The 20,731-nt window shown below is 58.3% G+C and carries 19 protein-coding genes; 12 read left to right on the top strand and 7 right to left on the bottom strand.

The window, feature by feature from the left end; all coding sequences use genetic code 11:
- Window positions 1-29 precede the first annotated feature (29 nt).
- The 6 genes from KK102_RS07110 (at window position 30) to KK102_RS07085 (ending at window position 8,226) form a co-directional block, all read left to right on the top strand.
- Window positions 30-2,003: a PhoX family protein gene (locus KK102_RS07110; RefSeq protein WP_216357272.1), complete on the top strand. Its 1,974-nt coding sequence runs from the start codon at window positions 30-32 to the stop codon at window positions 2,001-2,003.
- A 102-nt stretch (window positions 2,004-2,105) separates the two neighbouring features.
- Window positions 2,106-3,491, top strand: coding sequence for a phenylalanine transporter (gene pheP, locus KK102_RS07105; protein ID WP_216357271.1), 1,386 nt, complete (start codon window positions 2,106-2,108; stop codon window positions 3,489-3,491).
- Between the two features lie 273 nt (window positions 3,492-3,764).
- Window positions 3,765-5,003, top strand: coding sequence for an MFS transporter (locus tag KK102_RS07100; RefSeq protein ID WP_126544071.1), 1,239 nt, complete (start codon window positions 3,765-3,767; stop codon window positions 5,001-5,003).
- 15 nt (window positions 5,004-5,018) lie between these two features.
- Window positions 5,019-6,044 (top strand): sugar phosphate isomerase/epimerase family protein, encoded by a 1,026-nt coding sequence (locus KK102_RS07095; protein ID WP_216357270.1) that lies wholly within the window; start codon window positions 5,019-5,021, stop codon window positions 6,042-6,044.
- Window positions 6,037-7,179 carry a Gfo/Idh/MocA family protein gene (locus KK102_RS07090; RefSeq protein ID WP_216357269.1) on the top strand — a complete coding sequence of 381 codons (1,143 nt, stop codon included), beginning with the start codon at window positions 6,037-6,039 and terminating at the stop codon, window positions 7,177-7,179. The genes KK102_RS07095 and KK102_RS07090 overlap by 8 nt, the downstream gene beginning before the upstream one ends.
- A gap of 75 nt (window positions 7,180-7,254) precedes the next feature.
- Window positions 7,255-8,226, top strand: coding sequence for a LacI family DNA-binding transcriptional regulator (locus KK102_RS07085; RefSeq protein ID WP_126544074.1), 972 nt, complete (start codon window positions 7,255-7,257; stop codon window positions 8,224-8,226).
- On the opposite strand, the gene KK102_RS07080 is transcribed toward KK102_RS07085, so the two are convergent.
- The gene (locus KK102_RS07080; RefSeq protein ID WP_126544075.1) at window positions 8,227-9,471 is read right to left on the bottom strand and encodes a mechanosensitive ion channel family protein; all 1,245 of its coding nucleotides are present in this window, start codon (window positions 9,469-9,471) and stop codon (window positions 8,227-8,229) included.
- Window positions 9,472-9,536: 65 nt separating this feature from the next.
- Complete coding sequence (locus tag KK102_RS07075) at window positions 9,537-10,973, bottom strand: MFS transporter (RefSeq protein WP_126544076.1); 1,437 nt, start codon at window positions 10,971-10,973, stop codon at window positions 9,537-9,539.
- A 107-nt stretch (window positions 10,974-11,080) separates the two neighbouring features.
- On the opposite strand from KK102_RS07075, the gene KK102_RS07070 reads away from it, so the two are divergent.
- From KK102_RS07070 to KK102_RS07060, 3 genes are all read left to right on the top strand, one after another.
- The gene (locus tag KK102_RS07070; protein ID WP_126544077.1) at window positions 11,081-11,950 is read left to right on the top strand and encodes a helix-turn-helix transcriptional regulator; all 870 of its coding nucleotides are present in this window, start codon (window positions 11,081-11,083) and stop codon (window positions 11,948-11,950) included.
- 138 nt (window positions 11,951-12,088) lie between these two features.
- The gene (locus tag KK102_RS07065; protein ID WP_126544078.1) at window positions 12,089-12,418 is read left to right on the top strand and encodes a type II toxin-antitoxin system RelE/ParE family toxin; all 330 of its coding nucleotides are present in this window, start codon (window positions 12,089-12,091) and stop codon (window positions 12,416-12,418) included.
- Window positions 12,399-12,686 (top strand): helix-turn-helix domain-containing protein, encoded by a 288-nt coding sequence (locus tag KK102_RS07060; RefSeq protein ID WP_182403798.1) that lies wholly within the window; start codon window positions 12,399-12,401, stop codon window positions 12,684-12,686. Before KK102_RS07065 ends, KK102_RS07060 begins: the two co-directional genes overlap by 20 nt.
- Before the next feature lie 36 nt (window positions 12,687-12,722).
- Here the strand turns inward: KK102_RS07060 and nfsB are convergent, their stop codons facing one another.
- From nfsB to KK102_RS07045, 3 genes are all read right to left on the bottom strand, one after another.
- A complete protein-coding gene (gene nfsB, locus KK102_RS07055; protein WP_216357268.1) occupies window positions 12,723-13,376 on the bottom strand; it encodes an oxygen-insensitive NAD(P)H nitroreductase in 654 nt (217 codons plus the stop codon).
- A gap of 120 nt (window positions 13,377-13,496) precedes the next feature.
- Window positions 13,497-13,865, bottom strand: coding sequence for an MmcQ/YjbR family DNA-binding protein (locus KK102_RS07050; RefSeq protein WP_216357267.1), 369 nt, complete (start codon window positions 13,863-13,865; stop codon window positions 13,497-13,499).
- Window positions 13,855-14,445, bottom strand: a complete 591-nt coding sequence (locus KK102_RS07045) for a TetR/AcrR family transcriptional regulator (protein ID WP_126544081.1) — start codon at window positions 14,443-14,445, stop codon at window positions 13,855-13,857. The genes KK102_RS07050 and KK102_RS07045 overlap by 11 nt, the downstream gene beginning before the upstream one ends.
- Before the next feature lie 191 nt (window positions 14,446-14,636).
- Here KK102_RS07045 and KK102_RS07040 point away from each other — a divergent pair, with 191 nt between their 5' ends.
- Together KK102_RS07040 and KK102_RS07035 are read left to right on the top strand one after the other, a co-directional pair.
- Window positions 14,637-15,740, top strand: coding sequence for an MBL fold metallo-hydrolase (locus KK102_RS07040; RefSeq protein ID WP_216357266.1), 1,104 nt, complete (start codon window positions 14,637-14,639; stop codon window positions 15,738-15,740).
- 32 nt (window positions 15,741-15,772) lie between these two features.
- Window positions 15,773-16,114 (top strand): RamA family antibiotic efflux transcriptional regulator, encoded by a 342-nt coding sequence (locus tag KK102_RS07035; protein WP_010428317.1) that lies wholly within the window; start codon window positions 15,773-15,775, stop codon window positions 16,112-16,114.
- Window positions 16,115-16,221: 107 nt separating this feature from the next.
- Here KK102_RS07035 and KK102_RS07030 read toward each other — a convergent pair whose 3' ends face one another.
- A complete protein-coding gene (locus KK102_RS07030; RefSeq protein ID WP_216357265.1) occupies window positions 16,222-18,366 on the bottom strand; it encodes a TonB-dependent siderophore receptor in 2,145 nt (714 codons plus the stop codon).
- Window positions 18,367-18,490: 124 nt separating this feature from the next.
- On the opposite strand from KK102_RS07030, the gene KK102_RS07025 reads away from it, so the two are divergent.
- On the top strand, window positions 18,491-20,059 hold the full coding sequence (locus KK102_RS07025; RefSeq protein ID WP_216357264.1) for an alpha/beta hydrolase-fold protein: 1,569 nt from the start codon (window positions 18,491-18,493) through the stop codon (window positions 20,057-20,059).
- Here KK102_RS07025 and KK102_RS07020 read toward each other — a convergent pair.
- Window positions 20,045-20,293 carry a DUF1158 domain-containing protein gene (locus KK102_RS07020; protein ID WP_010428319.1) on the bottom strand — a complete coding sequence of 83 codons (249 nt, stop codon included), beginning with the start codon at window positions 20,291-20,293 and terminating at the stop codon, window positions 20,045-20,047. The two genes, KK102_RS07025 and KK102_RS07020, sit on opposite strands and share 15 nt — an antisense overlap.
- Between the last annotated feature and the right edge of the window lie 438 nt (window positions 20,294-20,731).

The following is a 20,731-nucleotide window of genomic DNA, read 5'->3' as shown; positions in this document are numbered from 1 at the left end:
TACCTCTTGGCCAATGACAGGAAGCCGCTATGGGCAGACCCCTCAAATCCGTTTTCAAAAAAGAACATCGCGACGAGATCGCTAACCGCAGCGCCAACCCGGTTTTCTCCGAGGTTGCCGAGGTATTCCTTTCCCGCCGCCGTTTTTTGCAGATGGGCGCCGTTGCGGGGGCTGCCGTTTCATTCCCCTTTCTGATCAAACCCGAAAGCGCCATTGCCGCGGTATCGAAGCCTTCCACGCTGGCGAAAGCGGTGTCGCTTGGGTTTAGCAGCATCCCCGTTTCCACGGAAGATACGGTAAGGGTGCCGGAAGGCTATATTGCTCGCCCGTTTTATCGCTGGGGTGACCCGACGGGAATTAAAAACAACATGCCGGCCTTTAAGCCGGACGCCAGCAACACCGCGGACGAGCAGGCGGTGCAGGCGGGCATGCACCACGACGGGATGGCGTGGTTTAGCCTGCCGCAGGGAGCGCAAAACCCGGAGCATGGGCTGCTGGCGCTGAACCATGAATACATCGACAACGGAATGCTGTTTACGGACGGCACCGCGAACTGGAGCCTCGACAAAGTCCGCAAGGGGCAGAACGCGATGGGCGTGTCGGTGGTGGAAGTGAAAAAAACGGGCAGTGAGTGGCAGGTGGTTCGCCCGTCCTCTCTCGCCCGCCGTATAACCGTCAATACGCCGATGCAGCTTACCGGCCCGGCGCGGCATCAGCCCTTAGTGAAAACCGCCGTCGACCCGCAGGGGGAACGCGTGCTGGGCACCATGCAAAACTGCGCTAACGGCCACACGCCGTGGGGAACCTATCTCACCTGCGAGGAGAACTGGTCGGATATTTTTGTCAAAAAAGCCGATCTTAACCCGCTGGAAAAACGCTACGGCATCAACGACAGCGACGAGTCCTACCGCTGGAACGAAGTGGATGACCGGTTCAGCGTCGATAAAACCCCTAACGAACCCAACCGTTTTGGCTGGGTCGTGGAGATTGATCCCTACGACCCGACCTCCACGCCGCGCAAACACACCGCTCTTGGCCGCTTCAAGCATGAGGGGGCGGCCGTCACGCTCGCCGCCGATAAGCGCGTGGTGGTTTATATGGGTGACGATCAGAAGTTTGAGTACATCTACAAATTTGTCTCGGACAACAAATACGATCCTGCGAACCGTGAAGCCAATATGCAGTTGCTGACGTCAGGCACGCTGTACGTCGCCAGGTTCAACGAGGAGGGGAGCGGCGACTGGCTGCCGCTGATCTTCGGGCAAAACGGCCTGGATAAAAGCAACGGATTTGAAAGCCAGGGCGACCTGCTGATTAAAACCCGCCTGGCGGCTGACGTGGTGGGGGCGACGAAAATGGATCGCCCCGAGTGGATAGCCGTCGACCCGCACGCCGGCGGCAGCGTCTACTGTACGCTTACCAACAACAGCGATCGCGGCAAGGAGGGCAAGGCGCCGGTCGATGCCGCCAACCCGCGCGCCAACAACGTGTTTGGCCATATTATGCACTGGCATGAAGAGGGGGCGGATCCTGCTGCCGCACGCTTTAAGTGGGATATTCTGGTCATGGCCGGGCGCACCGGCGGCGACGATCCGAAGGCCAAAGGCTCCATGCAGGGAGCGGAATTCGGCAGCCCGGATGGCCTGTCGTTCGATCACCAGGGCGTCCTGTGGATCCAAACCGACGTCTCTTCCAGCACCATCAATAAGAAAGCGTACGAGGGGATGGGCAATAACCAGATGGTCGCCACCATTCCGGGCACTAACGAATACCGCCGTTTCCTGACCGGACCGCGCGGGTGTGAAATCACCGGCATTGCGTTTACGCCGGACAACCGAACGCTGTTCATTAACATTCAGCATCCGGGAGAGGGCGGGGATGATATTACCGATCCGGCCAATCCGCGCGCCGTCTCCAACTGGCCAGACGCCAGCCCGAACGGGCGTCCGCGATCGTCAACGGTGGTGATCGTCAAAGCGGACGGTGGGATCATCGGGTCGTGACCTTTATCTGCCGGGTGCATGCAGTGGCCCGGCGTTAAGCTTGCTACCTCCAGCATGAAGTGTTAAAACGTGCCCCTTCTAAAAAAGAGACAGGGGTAGGGCGTGAAAGACGCGTCATCCGCTTCAGGCCATGGTAGCGCTGAAGCTTCGTCGGATCAGAATCCGACGCTGCAACGTGGTTTGCAAAATCGACACATTCAGTTAATCGCCCTGGGCGGCGCAATTGGTACCGGGCTGTTTCTCGGCATCGGCCCCGCCATTCAGATGGCTGGCCCGGCGGTTCTGCTGGGTTACGCTATCGCCGGGATTATCGCCTTCCTGATCATGCGCCAGCTCGGCGAGATGGTCGTTGAAGAGCCGGTGTCAGGCTCCTTCGCGCACTTTGCTTATAAATACTGGGGCCCGTTTGCAGGCTTCCTGTCCGGCTGGAACTACTGGGTCATGTTCGTGCTGGTCGGGATGGCAGAGCTGACCGCCGCCGGCATCTACATGCAGTACTGGCTGCCGGACGTGCCGACGTGGATCTGGGCAGCAGCCTTCTTCATCATTATCAACGCCGTTAACCTCGTCAACGTGCGCCTGTATGGCGAAACCGAGTTCTGGTTTGCGCTGATCAAGGTGCTGGCGATTATCGGCATGATAGGCTTTGGCCTGTGGCTGCTGTTCTCCGACCACGGCGGCGAGCGCGCCACTATCGACAACCTGTGGCAGCACGGCGGCTTCCTGGCCACCGGCTGGAAAGGGCTGATCCTCTCGCTGGCGGTGATCATGTTCTCCTTCGGCGGACTCGAGCTGATTGGCATTACCGCTGCCGAAGCGCGCGACCCGCATAAAAGCATCCCGAAAGCGGTTAACCAGGTGGTGTACCGTATTCTCCTGTTCTATATCGGTTCGCTGGTAGTGCTGCTGGCGCTCTATCCGTGGGTGGAAGTGAAATCCGACAGCAGCCCGTTCGTGATGATTTTCCACGATCTGAACAGCAACGTGGTGGCCTCGGCGCTGAACTTCGTCATCCTCGTGGCGTCGCTGTCGGTCTATAACAGCGGGGTTTACTCCAACAGCCGTATGCTGTTTGGCCTCTCGGTGCAGGGCAACGCGCCGAAATTCCTCACCCGCGTCAGCCGTCGCGGCGTGCCGGTCAACTCGCTGTTCCTTTCCGGCGCGATTACCTCTCTGGTGGTGCTGATCAACTACCTGTTGCCGAAACAGGCCTTTGGCCTGCTGATGGCGCTGGTGGTCGCGACGCTGCTGCTGAACTGGATCATGATCTGCCTGGCGCACCTGCGCTTCCGCGCGGCGATGCGCCGCAAGGGACGCGAGACGCAGTTTAAAGCGCTGCTCTACCCGGCGGGGAACTATATCTGCATTGCGTTCCTGGGGCTGATTCTGGTGCTGATGTGCACCATGGAAGAGATGCGCCTGTCAGCGATGCTGCTGCCGGTGTGGGTTGTGTTCCTGTTTATTGCATTTAAGCTCTCGCGAAGGTAAAAGCAAAACGGCAACCTGGTTGCCGTTTTTAGTGTTTGCACCCTCTCCCTGTGGGAGAGGGCCGGGGTGAGGGCACCAGACCACACCAAACCAGACCGCATCCGCCTTCACGCCCGGTGGCGCTGCGCTTACCGGGCCTACAAAGTATCACTCCACCTTTATCGTGACCCCCCTCCCAAATCCGTTTCGATCCGCAGGATCTTTATTTTGTAATCGATTACTTTTTACCTGAACCGTTTTGTAATCGATTACTTTTACCGGGTGAGGCTTATCATGGTGTCAACAACTGAAAGTAGTGAAAAGGCGATCGCGCAGCACCGGCTGCTGGTGCCGCGGCTGTCGCTGATGATGTTTCTGCAGTTTTTTATCTGGGGAAGCTGGTCGGTCACGCTCGGCCTGGTGATGACCCAGCACAACATGTCGCTGCTGATTGGCGATGCCTTCTCCGCCGGGCCAATTGCGTCTATTCTTTCGCCGTTCGTGCTCGGGATGCTGGTGGACCGCTTCTTCGCCTCGCAGAAGGTGATGGCGGTGATGCATCTGGCGGGCGCAGCGATCCTCTGGTTCGTGCCGGGGGCGCTGATTGCCGAGAACGGCGCACTGCTGATCGGCCTGCTGTTTGGCTACACGCTCTGCTACATGCCGACGCTGGCGTTGACCAACAACATCGCGTTTCACAGCCTCGCGAACGTGGATAAAACCTTCCCGGTGGTGCGCGTGTTCGGCACCATCGGCTGGATCGTCGCGGGCATTTTCATCGGCGTGACCGGCGTGGCGTCCAGCGTGACCATTTTCCAGGTGGCGGCCGCCAGTTCCGTGCTGCTGGCGCTTTACAGCCTGACGCTGCCACACACGCCAGCCCCGGCGAAAGGCCTGCCGGTTAAGGTGCGCGATCTCTTCTGCGCGGATGCCTTTGCGCTGCTTAAAACCCGCCACTTCTTCGTCTTCTCCGTCTGCGCGATGCTGATCTCCGTCCCGTTGGGCACCTATTACGCCTATACCGCCTCATACCTGGCGGATGCCGGGATTGCCGACGTCAGCACCGCCATGTCCTTCGGGCAGATGTCGGAAATCTTCTTCATGCTGGTGATCCCGCTGCTGTTCCGCCGCCTGGGCGTGAAAGTCATGCTGCTGATCGGCATGCTGGCGTGGTTTGTGCGTTACGCCATGTTCGCGCTGGGGGTGAGCGAGGAGGGGCGCTTCCTGCTCTATATCGGCATCCTTCTGCACGGCGTGTGCTATGACTTCTTCTTTGTGGTGGGTTTTATCTATACAGACCGCGTGGCCGGAGAAAAGGTGAAAGGCCAGGCGCAGAGCATGATCGTGATGTTCACTTACGGCATCGGCATGCTGCTCGGCTCGCAGATTTCCGGCGCGCTCTATAACCGTCTGGTGGCGGGACAAACCGTGCCGCAGGCGTGGGTGACATTCTGGTGGATCCCGGCGGTGGCTGCCGCGGCGATCGCGCTGATTTTCCTTCTCACGTTTAAGTATGACGATGACAAGGCGTAACGTTCAGGAGGTGGTATGAGGACGATGAAAGGACCCGGCATTTTTCTGTCGCAGTTTATTGGTGGGGAAGCGCCGTTCAACTCGCTCGACGGGCTGGCCGGGTGGGCAGCCGGGAAGGGCTATAAAGCGGTGCAGATCCCCTGCAATCATCCGCACATTTTTGATGTCGAAAAAGCGGCAGAGAGCCAGGCCTACTGCGATGACATTACCGGCAAGCTGGCCGCGCACGGGCTGGTCATCAGCGAGCTGTCGACCCATCTGGAGGGGCAGCTTGTGGCGGTAAACCCGGTCTACAGCGACGCGTTTGACCACTTCGCGCCCGCCGCCGTGCGCGGCAACGATGCGGCGCGACGGGGGTGGGCGACGGAGAAGCTGAGGCAGGCGGCGGTTGCCTCGGCCAGGTTAGGCCTGAAAGCGCACGCCACCTTCTCAGGCTCGCTGGCATGGCCGTTTTTCTATCCGTGGCCGCCGCATAACGAGCAGCGTTTTCAGGATGCATTCGGAGAGCTGGCAGCCCGCTGGCGGCCGATTCTGGATGCGTTCGACGAGCAGGGCGTGGACGTTTGCTTTGAGCTGCATCCGGGGGAAGATCTGCACGATGGCGTGACCTTCGAGCGTTTTCTGGCGCGGGTAGATAACCATCCTCGCTGTAACATCCTTTTTGACCCAAGCCACATGCTGCTGCAGCAGATGGATTACCTGACCTTTATCGACATCTACCACTCGCGCATCAAGGCGTTTCACGTGAAGGATGCCGAGTTCCGCCCCAGCGGGCGCAGCGGCGTCTACGGCGGCTACCAGCCGTGGATCAACCGCGCCGGACGCTTCCGCTCGCTCGGTGACGGGCAGATCGACTTTAAGGGCATTTTCAGCAAGCTGACCCAGTACGACTATGACGGCTGGGCGGTGCTGGAGTGGGAGTGCTGCCTGAAGGACGGCGAAACCGGCGCGAGTGAGGGCAGTGAGTTTATCCGCCGCCATATCATCCCGGTCTCCGGGCGCGCGTTTGACGACTTCGCGGCAGGAGGCAAGCATGATTAACGTCGGGATTATCGGCAGCGGGTTTATCGGCCCGGCGCATATCGAGGCGCTCAGGCGCCTCGGTTTTGTGCAGGTGGTTGCCCTGTGCGACGGCACGCCTGCGCAGGCGCAGGAAAAGGCGCGAGCCTTGAATGTGCCGCATGCCTACGGCAGCGTTGAGGAACTGCTCGCGCACCCCGAGCTGCACGTGGTGCACAACTGCACGCCGAACCACCTGCACGCGGAGATTAACCGCCAGATCCTGCGCGCGGGCAAGCACGTGTTTTCCGAAAAGCCGCTGTGCATGACCCCGGACGAGGCGCGCGAGCTGGTGGCGCTGGCGGAGCAGGCGGGCGTGGTGCACGGCGTGAGCTTTGTCTATCGCCAGTTTGCAATGGTGCGCCAGGCGGCGAGCATGATGCGCGCGGGCGATATCGGACGGCTGTTCGCCTCGCACGGCAGCTATCTGCAGGACTGGATGCTGCTGGAAACCGACTACAACTGGCGGGTGGATGCCGCGCTCGGCGGCGCATCGCGCGCGGTGGCGGACATCGGCTCCCACTGGTGCGATACGGTGCAGTTTGTCACCGGGCGACGCATTACCGAGGTAATGGCCGATCTCACCGTCGTCTGGCCGACGCGCAGGGCGAACGTGGCGGGCGGTCAGACCTTCACGCACGACGAACACGCGGAGTATGAAGACAAGCCGGTCACCACCGAAGACTTCGGCTCGGTGCTGTTCCGCTTCGACGACGGCAGCAAGGGCTGCTTTAGCGTCTCGCAGGTGAGCGCCGGGCGCAAAAACCGCCTGGCGTTTGAGATCAACGGCAGCGAGCGATCGGTGGCGTGGGATCAGGAGATCCCGCAGCGGCTGTGGGTCGGCCATCGCGCGCAGGCCAACCAGACGCTCACCGACGATCCGGGCCTGATGAACCCTGACGTGGCCGACAGCGCCCACTTCCCCGGCGGGCATATCGAAGGCTGGCCGGACGCCTTCAAAAACATGATGGCGCAGTTCTACCGCGCCGTGCAGGCGGGCGCGATGCCGGAACGGCCTGCGTTTGCAACCTTCTACGACGGCGCAAACGTGATGTATATCATTGATGCGATAGTGAAAAGCCATCAGCAGCAGCGCTGGGTGCGCGTGGCGTATTGACGCGTTGCCCGGTTCGCCGGGCAACCGTTTTATGGTAGCCTGCACAAAACGCTAACCGCAGGATGTGTCGTCGCTATGTCAATTCAGAAAATCGCTCAGCTCGCCGGGGTCTCCGTGGCGACGGTCTCCCGCGTGCTCAACAACAGCGACACCGTGAAGGCGAAAAACCGCGAGCGCGTACTGCAGGCGATCCAGGAGAGTAACTACCAGCCGAACCTGCTGGCGCGCCAGCTGCGCACCGCCCGCAGCTATATGATCCTGGTGATGGTATCGAACATCGCCAACCCGTTCTGCGCCGAGGTGGTGAAGGGCATTGAAGAAGAGGCGGAGAAAAACGGCTACCGCATTCTGCTGTGCAACTCCGGCTCGGATATCGAGCGTTCCCGCTCGGGCTTAAGCCTGCTCTCCGGCAAAATTGTCGACGGCATTATCACCATGGACGCCTTCTCGAAGCTGCCGGAACTGGCCGCGCTGATTGGTGCCGCGCCGTGGGTGCAGTGCGCCGAATACGCCGATGCAGGTGCGGTCTCCTGCGTGGGGATTAACGACGTCGATGCCTCCCAGCATGCCGTCAGCCAGCTGGCCGAGAGCGGCCGTACGCGTATCGCGATGATCAACCATGACCTCAGCTATAAATATGCCCGCCTGCGCGAGCGCGGCTACAAGAGCGTGATCCACCTGAAGGATCTGGACTATCAGGCGGTGGAATACGCCAGCGATCTCAGCTCGCGCGCCGGGATGGCGGCGATGGAAAATCTGCTGAAAGAGAACACGCCGGACGCGGTGTTTGCGGTATCGGACACCCTGGCCGCAGGCGCGCTGCGCGCGATTCAGCAGGCGGGGCTGCGGGTGCCGGAGGATATCGCGGTCGTGGGGTTTGACGGCACGGAGCTGGCGGACATGATTTCGCTCACCACCATCGAGCAGCCGTCGCGGGATATCGGGCGCAAGGCGGTCGATCTGTTACTGAACAAAATCGACAACCCGGATGCGCCCACGGAAAGGGTGATGATGGACTGGCGCTTTATTTCCCGCGCCAGTACCTGATTATTTCGCGATGACGCCCGCCAGGGAGCGAATATCGTTCCCGGTTGGCGACTGGTGAATACGCAGACCGAATTCATCCACCACCGCAAAAATATGGTCGAAGATGTCGGCCTGAATTTCCTCATATTCTGCCCAGATCACCGTGTTGGTGAAGGCGTATATTTCAATCGGCAGGCCGTTGGCATCCGGCGCGAGCTGGCGCACCATTAGCGTCATATCTTTGCGAATGCGCGGGTGGTTGCGCAGATATTCATTCAGGTAGGCGCGGAAGGTGCCGATATTGGTCATCTTGCGCAGGTTTAATATCGATTCCCCTTCACCGTTCTGCTGATTCCACAGGTTAATTTCCTCGTGACGCGCCGCCAGATAAGGCTTCAGCAGCTTCGCCTGAATCAGCTTCTGCTGCTCCTGCTCGTCGAGAAAATGAATGCTGGTGGTATCGATATTCAGGCTGCGCTTAATGCGTCGCCCGCCGGAGGCGGACATCCCGCTCCAGTTGATAAAGGCGTCGGAGACCAGCGCCCACGTCGGGATGGTGGTGATGGTGTTATCGAAATTACGCACTTTTACGGTGGTCAGGCCGATGTCCGTCACCGTGCCGTTGGCGCCGTATTTCGGCATCTCCAGCCAGTCGCCAAGCTTCAGCATGTCGTTGGCGGAGAGCTGAATGCCCGCCACCAGTCCGAGTATCGGGTCTTTAAACACCAGCATCAGAACGGCGGCCATGGCGCCCAGACCGCTGATCAGAATCGCCGGGGACTGGCCGATCAGCAGGGAGATAATCAAAATCCCCACCAGGATGGCGCTCACCAGCTTGATGCCCTGGAAAATCCCTTTCAGCGGCAGCTGCGACGCGGTAGCCATTTTTTGGGACAGATTGAAAATCACGTCCAGCAGCGAGAAGAAGGAGAGCAGGGCATACACCATCACCCACAGCTTCGCGCAGGTGGTGAGCATTTCCGCCGCTTCGCTGCCTTTTTGCAGCCACAGTACCGCCTGAGCGTTGACGATTATCCCCTGTAGGGTAAAGGCCAGACGGTGAAATAACTTATTCTGGGTAATGATCTGCAGCCACAAATGGCTGCTGGCCTGCGCGCGTTTTTCGAAAGCGCGAAGCACCAGCTTGTGCAGAATAAAATGAACCACGATGGCGGTAAGAAAAATAATACCAAAGATAATCACTAACGAGGTGGTGTGATTAATTTCAATCCCTAACTCTTCAACCTGAGCAATTAATTCCTGCATAACGTCTCCTGTATTGATGCAGCCCCATAATGGCGGCTGCGGATCTATTATGCAAATTCACAGGCTTATTTGGCGGCCTGACAGACCTTCACCGCGGGTAAACAGAGGCGATGGCGCATGCGCAGCGTCGCCAGCGCCAGCGCCACCATCATCACCGTTTCCACCGTCAGGAAGACGTTAACCGCCTGGGTGTAGTCCCCGTGATGGTTTTGCAGCGCGTGCAGCAATATTGCGCCAAAAATGGCCGGACCCAGCCCCAGCGCGGCCTGCTGCAGCGTGCTGAGAATAGCGCTCGCGGCCCCCGCGTCGTCGGGCTGGATATCGCGCATCCCGATGCGATAGAAGCTGTTCACGATCAGCGCCTGCCCGTAGCCGACCAGCCCGGTCGCGGGTGCCAGCGTCAGGGCGGTATTCTCCATTCCCCACGCCCGGAACGTAACAATCAGCGCCAGCAGACCGGTAATCTGGATCGCCAGGCCCGTCAGCAGAATGGTGCTGGTGCTGTAGCGGGCAATCAGCCGCGGCGCGAACCACGCGGAGATAAAGTAGGTCACGCCCAGGGCGATAAAACTGTTCCCGGACTGCCACGGCGCCATCCCGAGACCGGTTTGCATGGTCAGCGCCATGCAGAACATAAACCCGGACCAGACGCTGAAAAAGAGCAGCGCAATCAGCACGCCAAAACGGATGCTGCGAAGCTGCAGCAGACGCGGCGGGATCAGCGGGTGCGCATCCTCACGCTCTTTTTTACGCGCGTTCAGCACCATTCCATATGCCAGTGGAATAATGGCCACCAGCGCGGCCTTCAGCGGCCAGGACCAGTGCCACTGCGGGCCGAGCGCCATCGGGAACAGCAGGCAGCAGAGGATCATCGCCAGCAGCACGGTACCGGTCCAGTCAATACGTGACGGCGTATCGCGGCGGGTCTCCGGCACGTATCGGCGGCTCAGCGCCAGCACCGCCAGGCAAATCGGCACGTTGATGAAGAAGGCGTTCCGCCAGCCCAGACCGGCGATATCCGCCGACACCAGCCAGCCGCCGCCCATCTGGCCGACGATAAACGCAATCCCGCCGATGCCGCCGAACAGGCTGATGGCTTTTGCATGCGCCGTACCTTTCAGCGTCACGTGCAGCGTCGCAAGAATTTGCGGCACGATCAGTGCGGCACCCGCGCCCTGAACGATGCGCGCGGCGAGCAGCTGTTCAATGTTCCCCGCCATTCCGCACAGCAGCGAGGCCAGGCCAAAGCTCGCCACGCCCCACATAAACAGGCGACGGCGGCCAAGGTTATCCCCCAGCTTGCTGCCGAGTGCCAGGCAGACGGCGAAGGCCACGCCGTAGAGCGCGACGATCAGCTCCAGTTCTGTGGCGGTGGCGTGCAGTGAGTGGGTGATGGAGTCCAGCGCGACGTTGGTGATTGAGGTATCAATCAGCGGCAGCATCTGGCCGGTTAACAGCAATATCAGGCCTGCGCGGCCCGGTGAAACAACTGACGTATTCATGGGATCTCCATTGCGTCATTCATCAGATGGTCGTAGCATCAACCATCTGATAAACGGGTACCAGTTCTTGCTTATACTGGTACTGGCACTACCATGCAGGGGGATTTATGGCCTTGATGTCTGAACCCGTCGTCTCACTTCAGGATGACACCCGAAAACAGCTGGGGGCATTTTTACGCGCGCGGCGCGAAAGCCTCGATCCGCAGCGTCTCGGCCTGCCGCGCAGCGGTCGCCGCCGCACGCCGGGTCTGCGTCGGGAGGAGGTGGCGATGCTCGCTGACGTGGGCGTAACCTGGTACACCTGGCTTGAGCAGGGCAGGGACGTCAATCCGTCGAGCGCGGTGATGGCGGCGGTGGCAAAAGCCTTGCAGTGCACCCCAACCGAAGCCCGGCACCTGTTTGTTTTAGCTGGTTTGCCGCCGGGTGAAGCGCCGCAGGCGGTCTGCTGCGAGGGGATCAGCGAAGGCACGCGCCGCCTGCTTGATACCCTGCTGCCAAAACCTGCCAGCATTCAGAAACCCAATTTCGATATCGTGGCGTGGAACGACAGCTTTGGGCACCTGATGGGCGTGGATTTCAATGAAATTCCACCCGAAGACCGCAACTGTATTTACCTGTTCCTCACCCACCCGGCGTGGCGCGCGCGGCTCGGCAGGCGCGACGACGTGCTGCCGATATTTGTCTCCTATTTCCGGGCGGCGATGGCCGAGCACCGGGGGGACCCGCTGTGGGAGGCGAAGCTGGCGCGCTTCTTTGCGGTGTCCGAGGAGTTTAAAACCCTGTGGCACCAGCGCAACGACGTGCGCGGCGTGGAGAACCAGCTCAAGCTGTTTACCCATCCCGAGCTGGGGGATTTTACACTACAGCAGATGTACTGGTACTCCGCGCCGCGAAACGGCTCGCGGCTGCTGGTGTATCTCCCGGTGGATGAGGCGGGGGAGCGGGCGATGGAATGGCTGGCGGTGCAGGGGAAATAGTTTTTTTGCGAGGGGCTTTCAGGGAGTTAATGCTGATCCGGTGATGTTTGCTAAAAGCAGGTAAGGTAAACATGAAAGGCTAAATTAGCCTTTAATGCAAATTGCCTTATATGCTAATATCATCAGGGATGAAAAACCGTGTTCAGACTTATTGTTCATGAGGCGGTCAGGGGAGAGATTCTCTCACTGCCTGCTGGGGTACAGGCGAAGCTGATTCGCCAGCTTGATAAATTACGCGCTAACCCGACAGCACTGCGGGAACCTGACAGCAAACCCTTACCGCATGGTTTGTTCGAAATCAGAACCGTCGGGCTAATCCATACTCGGGGGATTTACGTTTATCAGCGGGAAAAGACAATTTTTCTGCTGCGAGTGTTTATCAAGAAAACGCAAAAAACGCCCTCTGCTGAACTTCGTCTGGCACTGAAGCGACAACAGGAGATGTTGGATGAGCAAGAAGATTATTGACTGGGATGAACTCCGATCTGAGCTGTTAAGCGATTCAGAGGTACAGGCCTCTTTTGATGCTGAAGAACGAAAAGAGCGCTTACGCGAAATGTTGGCGCAATGGCGAAACCAGGCCGGTCTGACGCGCGCGCAGGTGGCGGAGCGAATGGGCGTCAGCGCACCCACCGTATCAAGAATGGAAGCGAATATAACCCGGGCGAGTCTTGATACCTTAACGCGTTATGCACTGGTATGTGGGGTTGAACACCCGCAGATTACGCTCTATTGAAAACAGGCACGCCGGTAACGGGCGCGCCTGTAGAGATTAGCACTCGGTTACAATCGTGCTCAGCGGCAGGCGGGACTTCGGCAGCGTGGCGTTGAAATCTTCCACGCTGTGATGCCCAACCGGCACCACCACCAGGCTGGTGAAGCCTTTTTCTTTCAGACCAAACTCTTCGTCGAGGATCGCCGCGTCAAAGCCTTCAATCGGCACCGCGTCCAGACCCAACGCGCCCACGCCCAGCAGGAAGTTGCCGACGTTCAGGTAAACCTGCTTCGCCATCCACTGGTCGTCATCTTTCAGATCCACGCGGTGCATGTCGGCGAAGTAGTGGCGGCCTTTATTGTTGGCGGCTTTGGCTTCCGGCGTGTTGAAACGGCCATCGGCCTCTTCCTGATCGACAACGCGCTCAAGCCAGGCATCGTCCATCGCGGTTTTCGCGCAGAACACCACTACGTGAGAAGCATCCAGCATTTTGCGTTCGTTGAACACATAGGTGCCCGCAGCGGATTTCGCCACGCGCGCTTTACCTTCCTCGGTGCTGGCAACAATAAAGTGCCACGGCTGGGAGTTGGTGCTGGACGGGCTGTACTGCAGCAGGGTTTTGATTTTTTCCGCTTCTTCAGCGGTCAGTTTTTTGCCTGGGTCGAACGCCTTGGTGGAGTGGCGTTTCAGGGTGACAGAAATGATATCCATAACAACTCCTGGTGATGAAATTCGCCCGCTCGCGGGGGCGAAAGGAAAGCAGATTACCGCGCGAAGCGGCAAAAGATAAGTGCAATTCGAGCGCTTAATCTGTTCGTCTCAGACGAACAATCAGACCGGCCGGATCCACTTCTGGTCTTTTTTCGGCAGCTTATCGACCACCAGATTCCACGAGTCGTTGATGAAATCAGCGACCACCTCAGGCGTGATGTCATCGGTGCCGTAGAGCGAAATCCAGTGCTTTTTATTCAGGTGATAGCCCGGTTCAACGCCGCGATAAATCTGCTGATTCAACAGCGATTTTTCCGGATCGGATTTCAGGCTGACGTGAGGGCGTCCGCGTACAACCGCCATCAGCATAAAAATCTTTCCACCTACTTTAAACACGTCGTACTCGGGGCCGAACGGCCAGCAATGTTCGGTGAAAGGCATCTCCAGCGCCACGCGTTTCGCGTGCTCCTGCAAAGACTTACCGTCCATCGCTATCCTCCTGAGCCAGCCCGCGCCACATGACCTCAAAACCGAGCGCTTTAAAATCGACGGCGCGGGACGGATCGCGGGTGGCAAATTCCATTGTGGTTTCGGCCAGCGATAAGAAAATCGCATCGCCGAAGGTTTTAAATTCGTCGGACATAAACACCTGGCGCACCGAGCGGCGGCACAGCTCGTGCAGCTCCGGGAACATATCTTTTACGGCCTGCTCGGTCTCGGCGTTGATCTTCTCACTGACGCCAAGCTGGCGAATGGCGGCGTGTGCGAGAGGGTTTTTGATCCCCCAGTCGACATAGCTGTTCCAGATGTTACGCGTGTGCTCTTTTGGGCTGGTGAGTGAGCGATCCAGGTTAGAGAGCATCGCCTGGCAGAGATCCTGCTTCAGGTGGAGGTAAAGGGCATTCAGCAGATCGTCTTTGGTAGCAAAGTAGCGAAACAGGGTGCCTTCGGCGACGCCCGCGTTACGGGCAATGAGCGCCGTTGAGGCGGCAATTCCCGACTGCGCAAACGCAGCGGTTGCTGCTTCCAGTAAGGCCTGTTTTTTATCTTCACTCTTTGGACGTGCCACTCAATTCTCCCCTTTGTCAAATGTAAAAAAACGTATTGAAGCATGCGGTTCATACCGCTGCAACGCGGAATGTCAAAGATCGAAAACGTCTTGACGATATATTCATCATATCTAATAATGAGTGCTTACTCACTCATAATCAAGCTTAACCCGCGTAAACCATCGGATGGGGCGCGTATTCGGGTCAGGAAATGAAAAAGCCTCTATTCATCTGCGTGGTGTTTGTCATGATTGTTGCTTCAGCTGCGAGTTTACCTTTTATTCTGAACGCCGGATTCGGCCAGCCGCCGCAGGGTGAGCAGCTCTCCGAAGTGGAAGCCTCCCCGCAGTATCGCGACGGGAAATTCCACAATACGCTGCCGACGCCGGGTTATAACGGCGACAAAAATATGCTGGTCGCGACGTGGGAATTTCTGACCAAAAAAACTGAAAACGCACGCCCGGCGCAGCCGCTGCCGCTGGTGAAAACCGATCTTGCGAGCCTGCCGCTGGAGCAGGACACCCTGGTGTGGCTCGGTCACTCCTCGTGGTACCTGCAGCTCGCGGGTAAACGTATTCTGATTGACCCGGTGTTCAGCAACTATGCCGCGCCATTCTCGTTCCTGAATAAAGCCTTTGCCGGTGAGTATCCATGGCGCGCTGATAGCATGCCGGAAATCGACCTGCTGATTATCTCGCACGATCACTACGATCATCTGGATTACGCCACCATCAGGGCGCTACTGCCGAAGGTGAAGCGCGTGGTAACGCCGCTGGGCGTGGGATCCCACCTGCGCTACTGGGGAATGAAGCCTGAGATTATTGACGAGCGTGACTGGAACCAGTCGGTGCGCATCAGCGATGAATTGACGGTGCACGTTCTTCCGGCGCGTCACTTCTCCGGGCGCGGCATCAAGCGCGACCAGACCTTGTGGGGCAGCTTTATGTTCGTCACGCCAGAGCAGAAGGTTTATTACAGCGGGGATTCCGGCTACGGCCCGCACTTTAAGGCCATCGGCGAGCAGTTTGGCGAGGTGGATTTAGCCATTATGGAAAACGGCCAGTACGACCAGGACTGGAAGTACATCCACATGCTGCCGGATGAAACGGCGCAGGCCTCGGCGGATCTCAACGCCAAAGCGGTGGTGCCGGGGCACAACGGGCGCTTCGTGCTGGCGAAACACACGTGGAACGATCCGCTGATCCAGCTGGCGCGCGCCAGCAAGGACAAAAATTATCGGCTGCTGACGCCGGAACTGGGTGAGCCCGTGCGGGTGAGTGATACCACTCAGGCATTTCGCGAGTGGTGGGAATAATGTTTAAGCGAGAAGCAGAGGGGGACAGCTGTATGACCATTTCCGCTCAAGTCATCGACACTATCGTCGAATGGATCGACGACAATCTGCACCAGCCATTACGTATCGAAGAGATCGCCCGCCACGCGGGATATTCAAAGTGGCACCTGCAGCGGCTGTTTATGCAGTACAAAGGGGAGAGCCTCGGGCGCTATATTCGCGAGCGCAAGCTGCTGCTGGCGGCGCGCGACCTGCGTGAATCCGACGCTCGCGTATACGATATCTGCCTGCGCTACGGGTTTGACTCGCAGCAGACGTTTACCCGCATATTTACCCGCACCTTCAACCAGCCGCCGGGTGCGTACCGTAAAGAGAATCACAGCCAGACGCATTAACCTGTCGCGTGTAGGCCGGGTAAGGCGAAGCCGCCACCCGGCTTTTTTGCGGGCACAATGCCCGTAAGTTTCCCGGTGGCGCTGCGCTTACCGGGCCTACAGATAACTTACCACCGGTAATTCACCGTCGCCGTCACCGTACGGCCAATTCCGTAGAAGCACGCCGTATCGCTAGCGCACGACGCCACATACTTGGTATCCGCCACGTTATTGACGTTGAACTGCACGCTCGCCCCTTTCAGGCTGCGGTTCATCTCGCCCAGATCGTAGCTCAGCATCGCGTCATACAGATCCACCGACGGCACCTTGAAGGTATTCTTCGCATCGCCGTAGCTGGTACCGATGTAGCGCATCCCCACGCCAGCGGTCAGGCTCTTCAGCACGCCGCCCGGAACGGTATAGCTGGCAAACGCCGATGCCATATGCGCAGGAATACGCGCCGGCGTTTTGCCTTCTGTTCCCGCCACCGTCGTGCTTTTAGTTTTCGCATCGGTGTAGGTGTATGAGCTAATCAGGTTGATGTTGTCCATCAGCGTGGAGTGGATTTCCGCCTCAACGCCTTTCGAACGCACTTTACCCGCGTTCTCGAACCAGCCTTCGGCGCTGTTGTAGGTTGCCACGTTGTCCTGAGTTAAATCGTACAGCGCGAGGGTCATCAGCGTACTGTCGACCGGCTGATACTTCAGGCCAATCTCGGTCTGCTCCCCGGTGGTTGGCTTGAAGGGGGCAACGCCCGGCGCGCGGTTGGTTTGCAGGTTCGGTTCAAACGAGGTGCTGTAGCTGACGTACGGCGACAGGCCAGAATCGAACGCGTACAGCAGGCCGGTTCGCCAGGTGAACTTGCTGTCATTCTGCTGGGTTAAGCTGCCGTCGGTGAAGTCGTGTGTTCGCACTTCGCTCCAGTCGTAGCGCCCGGAGACCAGCCATTCCCAGCTGTTCCAGCTCATTTGATCCTGCAAATACAGCCCCATCTGGTCGAGATTTTGCTGCTCGTCGGTGGCCGTTTTGAAGGTGCTTTCATCCACGTTTACGCCGTACACCGGGTTCGTCCAGTCGAGGTCATACTGTGAACCGCTCCCGCGTTCCAGCAGCTGTTTATCTTTGCTGGTCTTGTAGTCGAACCCGCCGAGCAGGGTATGGCTGACGCTGCCGGTCTCCAGCAGATACTCAAGCTGGTTATCCAGGCCAAATTCGCTGGTGGTGCGCTCTTCATGCTGCGCGCGTCGCGTCAATACCGTGCTGTTGGCCGCGCTGCTGGCGTAAACGAGGTAACGGTATTTTTGTTTGATGCTGGCGTAACGCGCGTTCTGGCGGAAGGTGAGGTCGTCGGCGAACTGATGTTCCAGCTCGTAGCCGATCGTCGTCTGCTCGCGCCAGGACTGATTGTAATTCGGATCGCTGACGTTAAAGTCGCGCGGGATGTATTTCCCGTCGACGCTTTTGACCGTGCCGTAGGCGGGCAGGAAGTTGCGGTAGCCCGCATCCGGATCCTTCTGGTAGCTGGTCAGCAGCGTAAAGCGGGTCCGATCGTTCGGGTACCAGGTGATAGCAGGCGCAATCGCCATCCGCGTTTCTTTATAATCATCCACCTGATTATGCTGGGTACGGGCGATACCGTTGACGCGATACAGCACGCGGCCGTCGTCGCTCAGCCTGCCGCCGAAATCAAACGCGCCTTCTGCCAGATCGTTATTGCCGGTGCGGAACTGCACGTTATGGATGGGTTCCGCGGTCGGCCGTTTGCTGGTCATGCTGATTAACCCGCCAGGGTTGACCTGACCAAACAGAACCGACGCCGGGCCACGCACCAGCTCCACGCGCTCCAGTAACCACGGGTCAATCGTACCTGTCTGGGACGAGGCCGTAGCGCCGAAGCTCAGGCCGTCGAGGAATTTCGGCACATAGCTAAAGCCGCGCACGAACACCTCGTCGTTACGGTTCGACGAGCCGCGGTACTCGGTAAACACGCCCGCCGAGTAGCGCAGCGCCTGCGATACGGACGTCACGTCCTGCATGTGCATCTGATCGCGGGTGATCACCGATACCGACTGCGGCGTTTTCACGATCTCCGCGCGGGTCTTGGTTGCGGAGAGCGTTTGGGTTGCCACAATCCCTTTTACCGGGGCGGTGGGGTCGTCACTCACGCCCTGCGTCACCGTTATGGTTTCTTCTCTATTTTCAGCCTGAGCCGCCACGCTGGTCGTCGCCAGACTCAGCAGCCACAGTTGCATTATCTTATTATTCTTAAACATTTTTTCTACTCATCCTTGGTTGCTATCGCCATAAAAACACCGTTAAAAACGCGTTGGATGATATTGCAAATTATTATCATTTGCATTAGCGTTGATAACAAATTTCGTCAGGGAACAAGCGGTAATGAAGAGGGTATGGAGCGGATTATTACTCGGGATAGGTGTGCTGCCTGCGGTGGCGGCAACCTGCGAACATTCTTCCCGGCAGGGAGACGTCCAGGGGAAGTTTGATGCCAGCGGTGAAGTCTGTTTTATGCTGCCAGAGCTTGCTGAAAATTATGTTTCGGCCACGCTGAATGGCGTAACGGATGCCCGCCTGCTGGACGGGCAAAACCGCCGCATTCGTACGTTGATTGAAAATGGGCCCGCCGATGGCGAACACACGCTGCTGTTCGCCCTGCCGGTAAAGCAGAGCACCTCGCTGGTCCTGCACGGCGAAGCGGGTAAACCCTGGCGTTTTCAGTGGCGGATGAAAGAGACATTTGCGCTACCGCGCGTACAGATGCTGGCGCCTGAAAGCCCGGCGCTTCAGGCGCTGGCAAAAGAGATTGCTGCCGGAGGGAGTACCGACGCGTTCTGGCAGACGCAGATTCGGCAGGGAACGCCGATGGTGGAGCCGGTGGATGCGAGCCATAAGCGCGTCACCTTCCTGTGGCGCGGCGCGCGGGATAACGTCTTTATTCTCGGCTCGCCGGCGGGCGATCACGACCCGCTGTTTCGTCTGGGCACAAGCGACGTCTGGTTCCGCAGCTATGTGGTGCCCGCCGACACGGTGATGCAGTACAAGCTCGCGCCCGATGTGCCGATCGTCGAGGGTTCCTCACGCGATCAGCGTCGCGCGATCCTGGTGAGCGCCCAGGCCGATCCGCTCAACCCGAATACCTTTGGTGAACAAAAGACGGATCGCTGGAGCCGCTATTCGCTGCTCGATCTCAGCCCGGCACGCTATTGCTCCGCGCAGGCCTCGGCCCAGCCGCTGGTCCACGGCTCGTTAAGCCGCCAGAGCATCACCAGCAAAATCCTCGGTAACTCCCGCGAGGTGATGATCTATAAACCGCGCGGCGCGCAGCCCGCGCGCTGGACGCTGATCCTCTTCGACGGGCAGATTTATCAGAACGAATACCATTTCGCTAACGTGCTGGACGGTCTGATCGCCCGCCATCATCTTCCGCCGATTAACGTGGTGTTTATCGACAGCCTCGATCACGCCCGACGCGGCAACGAGCTGCCGCCGAACCCGGACTTCGCCGACTTTATGGCACACGAGCTGCTGCCCTGGCTGCGCGGGCAGGGCATTGCGACGCAGCGGCAGAAAACGGTGCTGGCGGGGTCGAGCTACGGCGGCATTGCCTCGTCGTGGGTGGCGCTGCGCTATCCGCGCCTGTTTGGTAACGTGCTGAGTCTTTCAGGCTCGTACTGGTGGGCACCGAAAGGGGAGGCTCCCGGCTGGCTGACGCGACAATATCAGCAGTCGCCGCCGTATCCGGTGCGCTTCTGGCTGCAGGCCGGAAAGTTTGAAACCGCGGGGCCGGGCGGGGGCATTTATCGCACTACCCAGGATTTCGAACAGGCGTTGAGGGAGAAAGGGTATCGCGTCAGCTTCCACCCCTCATCCAGCGGTCACGACTACGCGGCCTGGTGTGAAGCGCTGATCCACGGCATGCGTGACTTCACCGGCCTACGACGCCAGTGAAAACCAGCGGCGCCAGACGAAACGCAGGATGAAGAATTCGATGGCGCCGAGCGCTAAAAACCACAGGCAGAACAGAATAGTGTAAAGCTGGTTCAGATCGACCATGTGAAAGGTCGTCATCAGCTTCTGCGCCAGCACCAGACCCAGCGACGGCGCGGGTAACAGCAGGCAGGAGATCAGGGCCAGCAATAAAATGCCCCCCGCCGTAAGCAGCGATTCTAACGGGTGTTTCATCGTAATGTTAATCGTCAGTTAAAAATGTCATTGTCCGGCATTCTGTAACGTAAAGCAATATCAGGCCCGCTGGCCTTTTTGAATAAAACAAAGACATTATTACCGCGAATAAATAACACGATACGACCCGGCGTTCATATTAATATCGCGTTATGTAAATAAACGTCCATATCATGAAAATAATTTTACAAATGTATAGGTGCTATAACCAATTAACGTGGCAATAACAATGGCTGCGATAATGTATAACGCCAGGCGTCGTCCGCGATAAATACCAAACATGGATCCCCCTCGTTTAGATTTGGTTTAGAAATATTTTGTAAAAATCAGGTCATCAAAATAGTTTTAATGAGTTTTGAATAACCAGGAAGTCATTATATTGCGGTAGATCAATTTAACCCGCAAGACTTAAAAACGAATTTATTTACGCCAGAAAGG

This window comes from Enterobacter quasimori, assembly GCF_018597345.1.
GTDB classification, from domain to species: Bacteria; Pseudomonadota; Gammaproteobacteria; order Enterobacterales; family Enterobacteriaceae; genus Enterobacter; species Enterobacter mori.
The sequence above is the reverse complement of the archived record's forward strand: the minus strand, read 5'-3'. Positions and strand labels throughout refer to the sequence as shown.

Coding starts and splice junctions, on each gene's coding strand:
- KK102_RS07110 (WP_216357272.1), top strand. CDS start 30: ATGGGCAGACCCCTCAAATCCGTTTTCAAAAAAGAACATCGCGACGAG.
- KK102_RS07085 (WP_126544074.1), top strand. CDS start 7,255: ATGTCAATTCAGAAAATCGCTCAGCTCGCCGGGGTCTCCGTGGCGACG.
- KK102_RS07070 (WP_126544077.1), top strand. CDS start 11,081: ATGGCCTTGATGTCTGAACCCGTCGTCTCACTTCAGGATGACACCCGA.
- nfsB (WP_216357268.1), bottom strand. CDS start 13,376: ATGGATATCATTTCTGTCACCCTGAAACGCCACTCCACCAAGGCGTTC.
- KK102_RS07090 (WP_216357269.1), top strand. CDS start 6,037: ATGATTAACGTCGGGATTATCGGCAGCGGGTTTATCGGCCCGGCGCAT.
- KK102_RS07025 (WP_216357264.1), top strand. CDS start 18,491: ATGAAGAGGGTATGGAGCGGATTATTACTCGGGATAGGTGTGCTGCCT.
- KK102_RS07060 (WP_182403798.1), top strand. CDS start 12,399: ATGAGCAAGAAGATTATTGACTGGGATGAACTCCGATCTGAGCTGTTA.
- KK102_RS07095 (WP_216357270.1), top strand. CDS start 5,019: ATGAGGACGATGAAAGGACCCGGCATTTTTCTGTCGCAGTTTATTGGT.
- KK102_RS07050 (WP_216357267.1), bottom strand. CDS start 13,865: ATGGACGGTAAGTCTTTGCAGGAGCACGCGAAACGCGTGGCGCTGGAG.
- KK102_RS07040 (WP_216357266.1), top strand. CDS start 14,637: ATGAAAAAGCCTCTATTCATCTGCGTGGTGTTTGTCATGATTGTTGCT.
- KK102_RS07100 (WP_126544071.1), top strand. CDS start 3,765: ATGGTGTCAACAACTGAAAGTAGTGAAAAGGCGATCGCGCAGCACCGG.
- KK102_RS07020 (WP_010428319.1), bottom strand. CDS start 20,293: ATGAAACACCCGTTAGAATCGCTGCTTACGGCGGGGGGCATTTTATTG.
- KK102_RS07035 (WP_010428317.1), top strand. CDS start 15,773: ATGACCATTTCCGCTCAAGTCATCGACACTATCGTCGAATGGATCGAC.
- KK102_RS07030 (WP_216357265.1), bottom strand. CDS start 18,366: ATGTTTAAGAATAATAAGATAATGCAACTGTGGCTGCTGAGTCTGGCG.
- KK102_RS07075 (WP_126544076.1), bottom strand. CDS start 10,973: ATGAATACGTCAGTTGTTTCACCGGGCCGCGCAGGCCTGATATTGCTG.
- KK102_RS07080 (WP_126544075.1), bottom strand. CDS start 9,471: ATGCAGGAATTAATTGCTCAGGTTGAAGAGTTAGGGATTGAAATTAAT.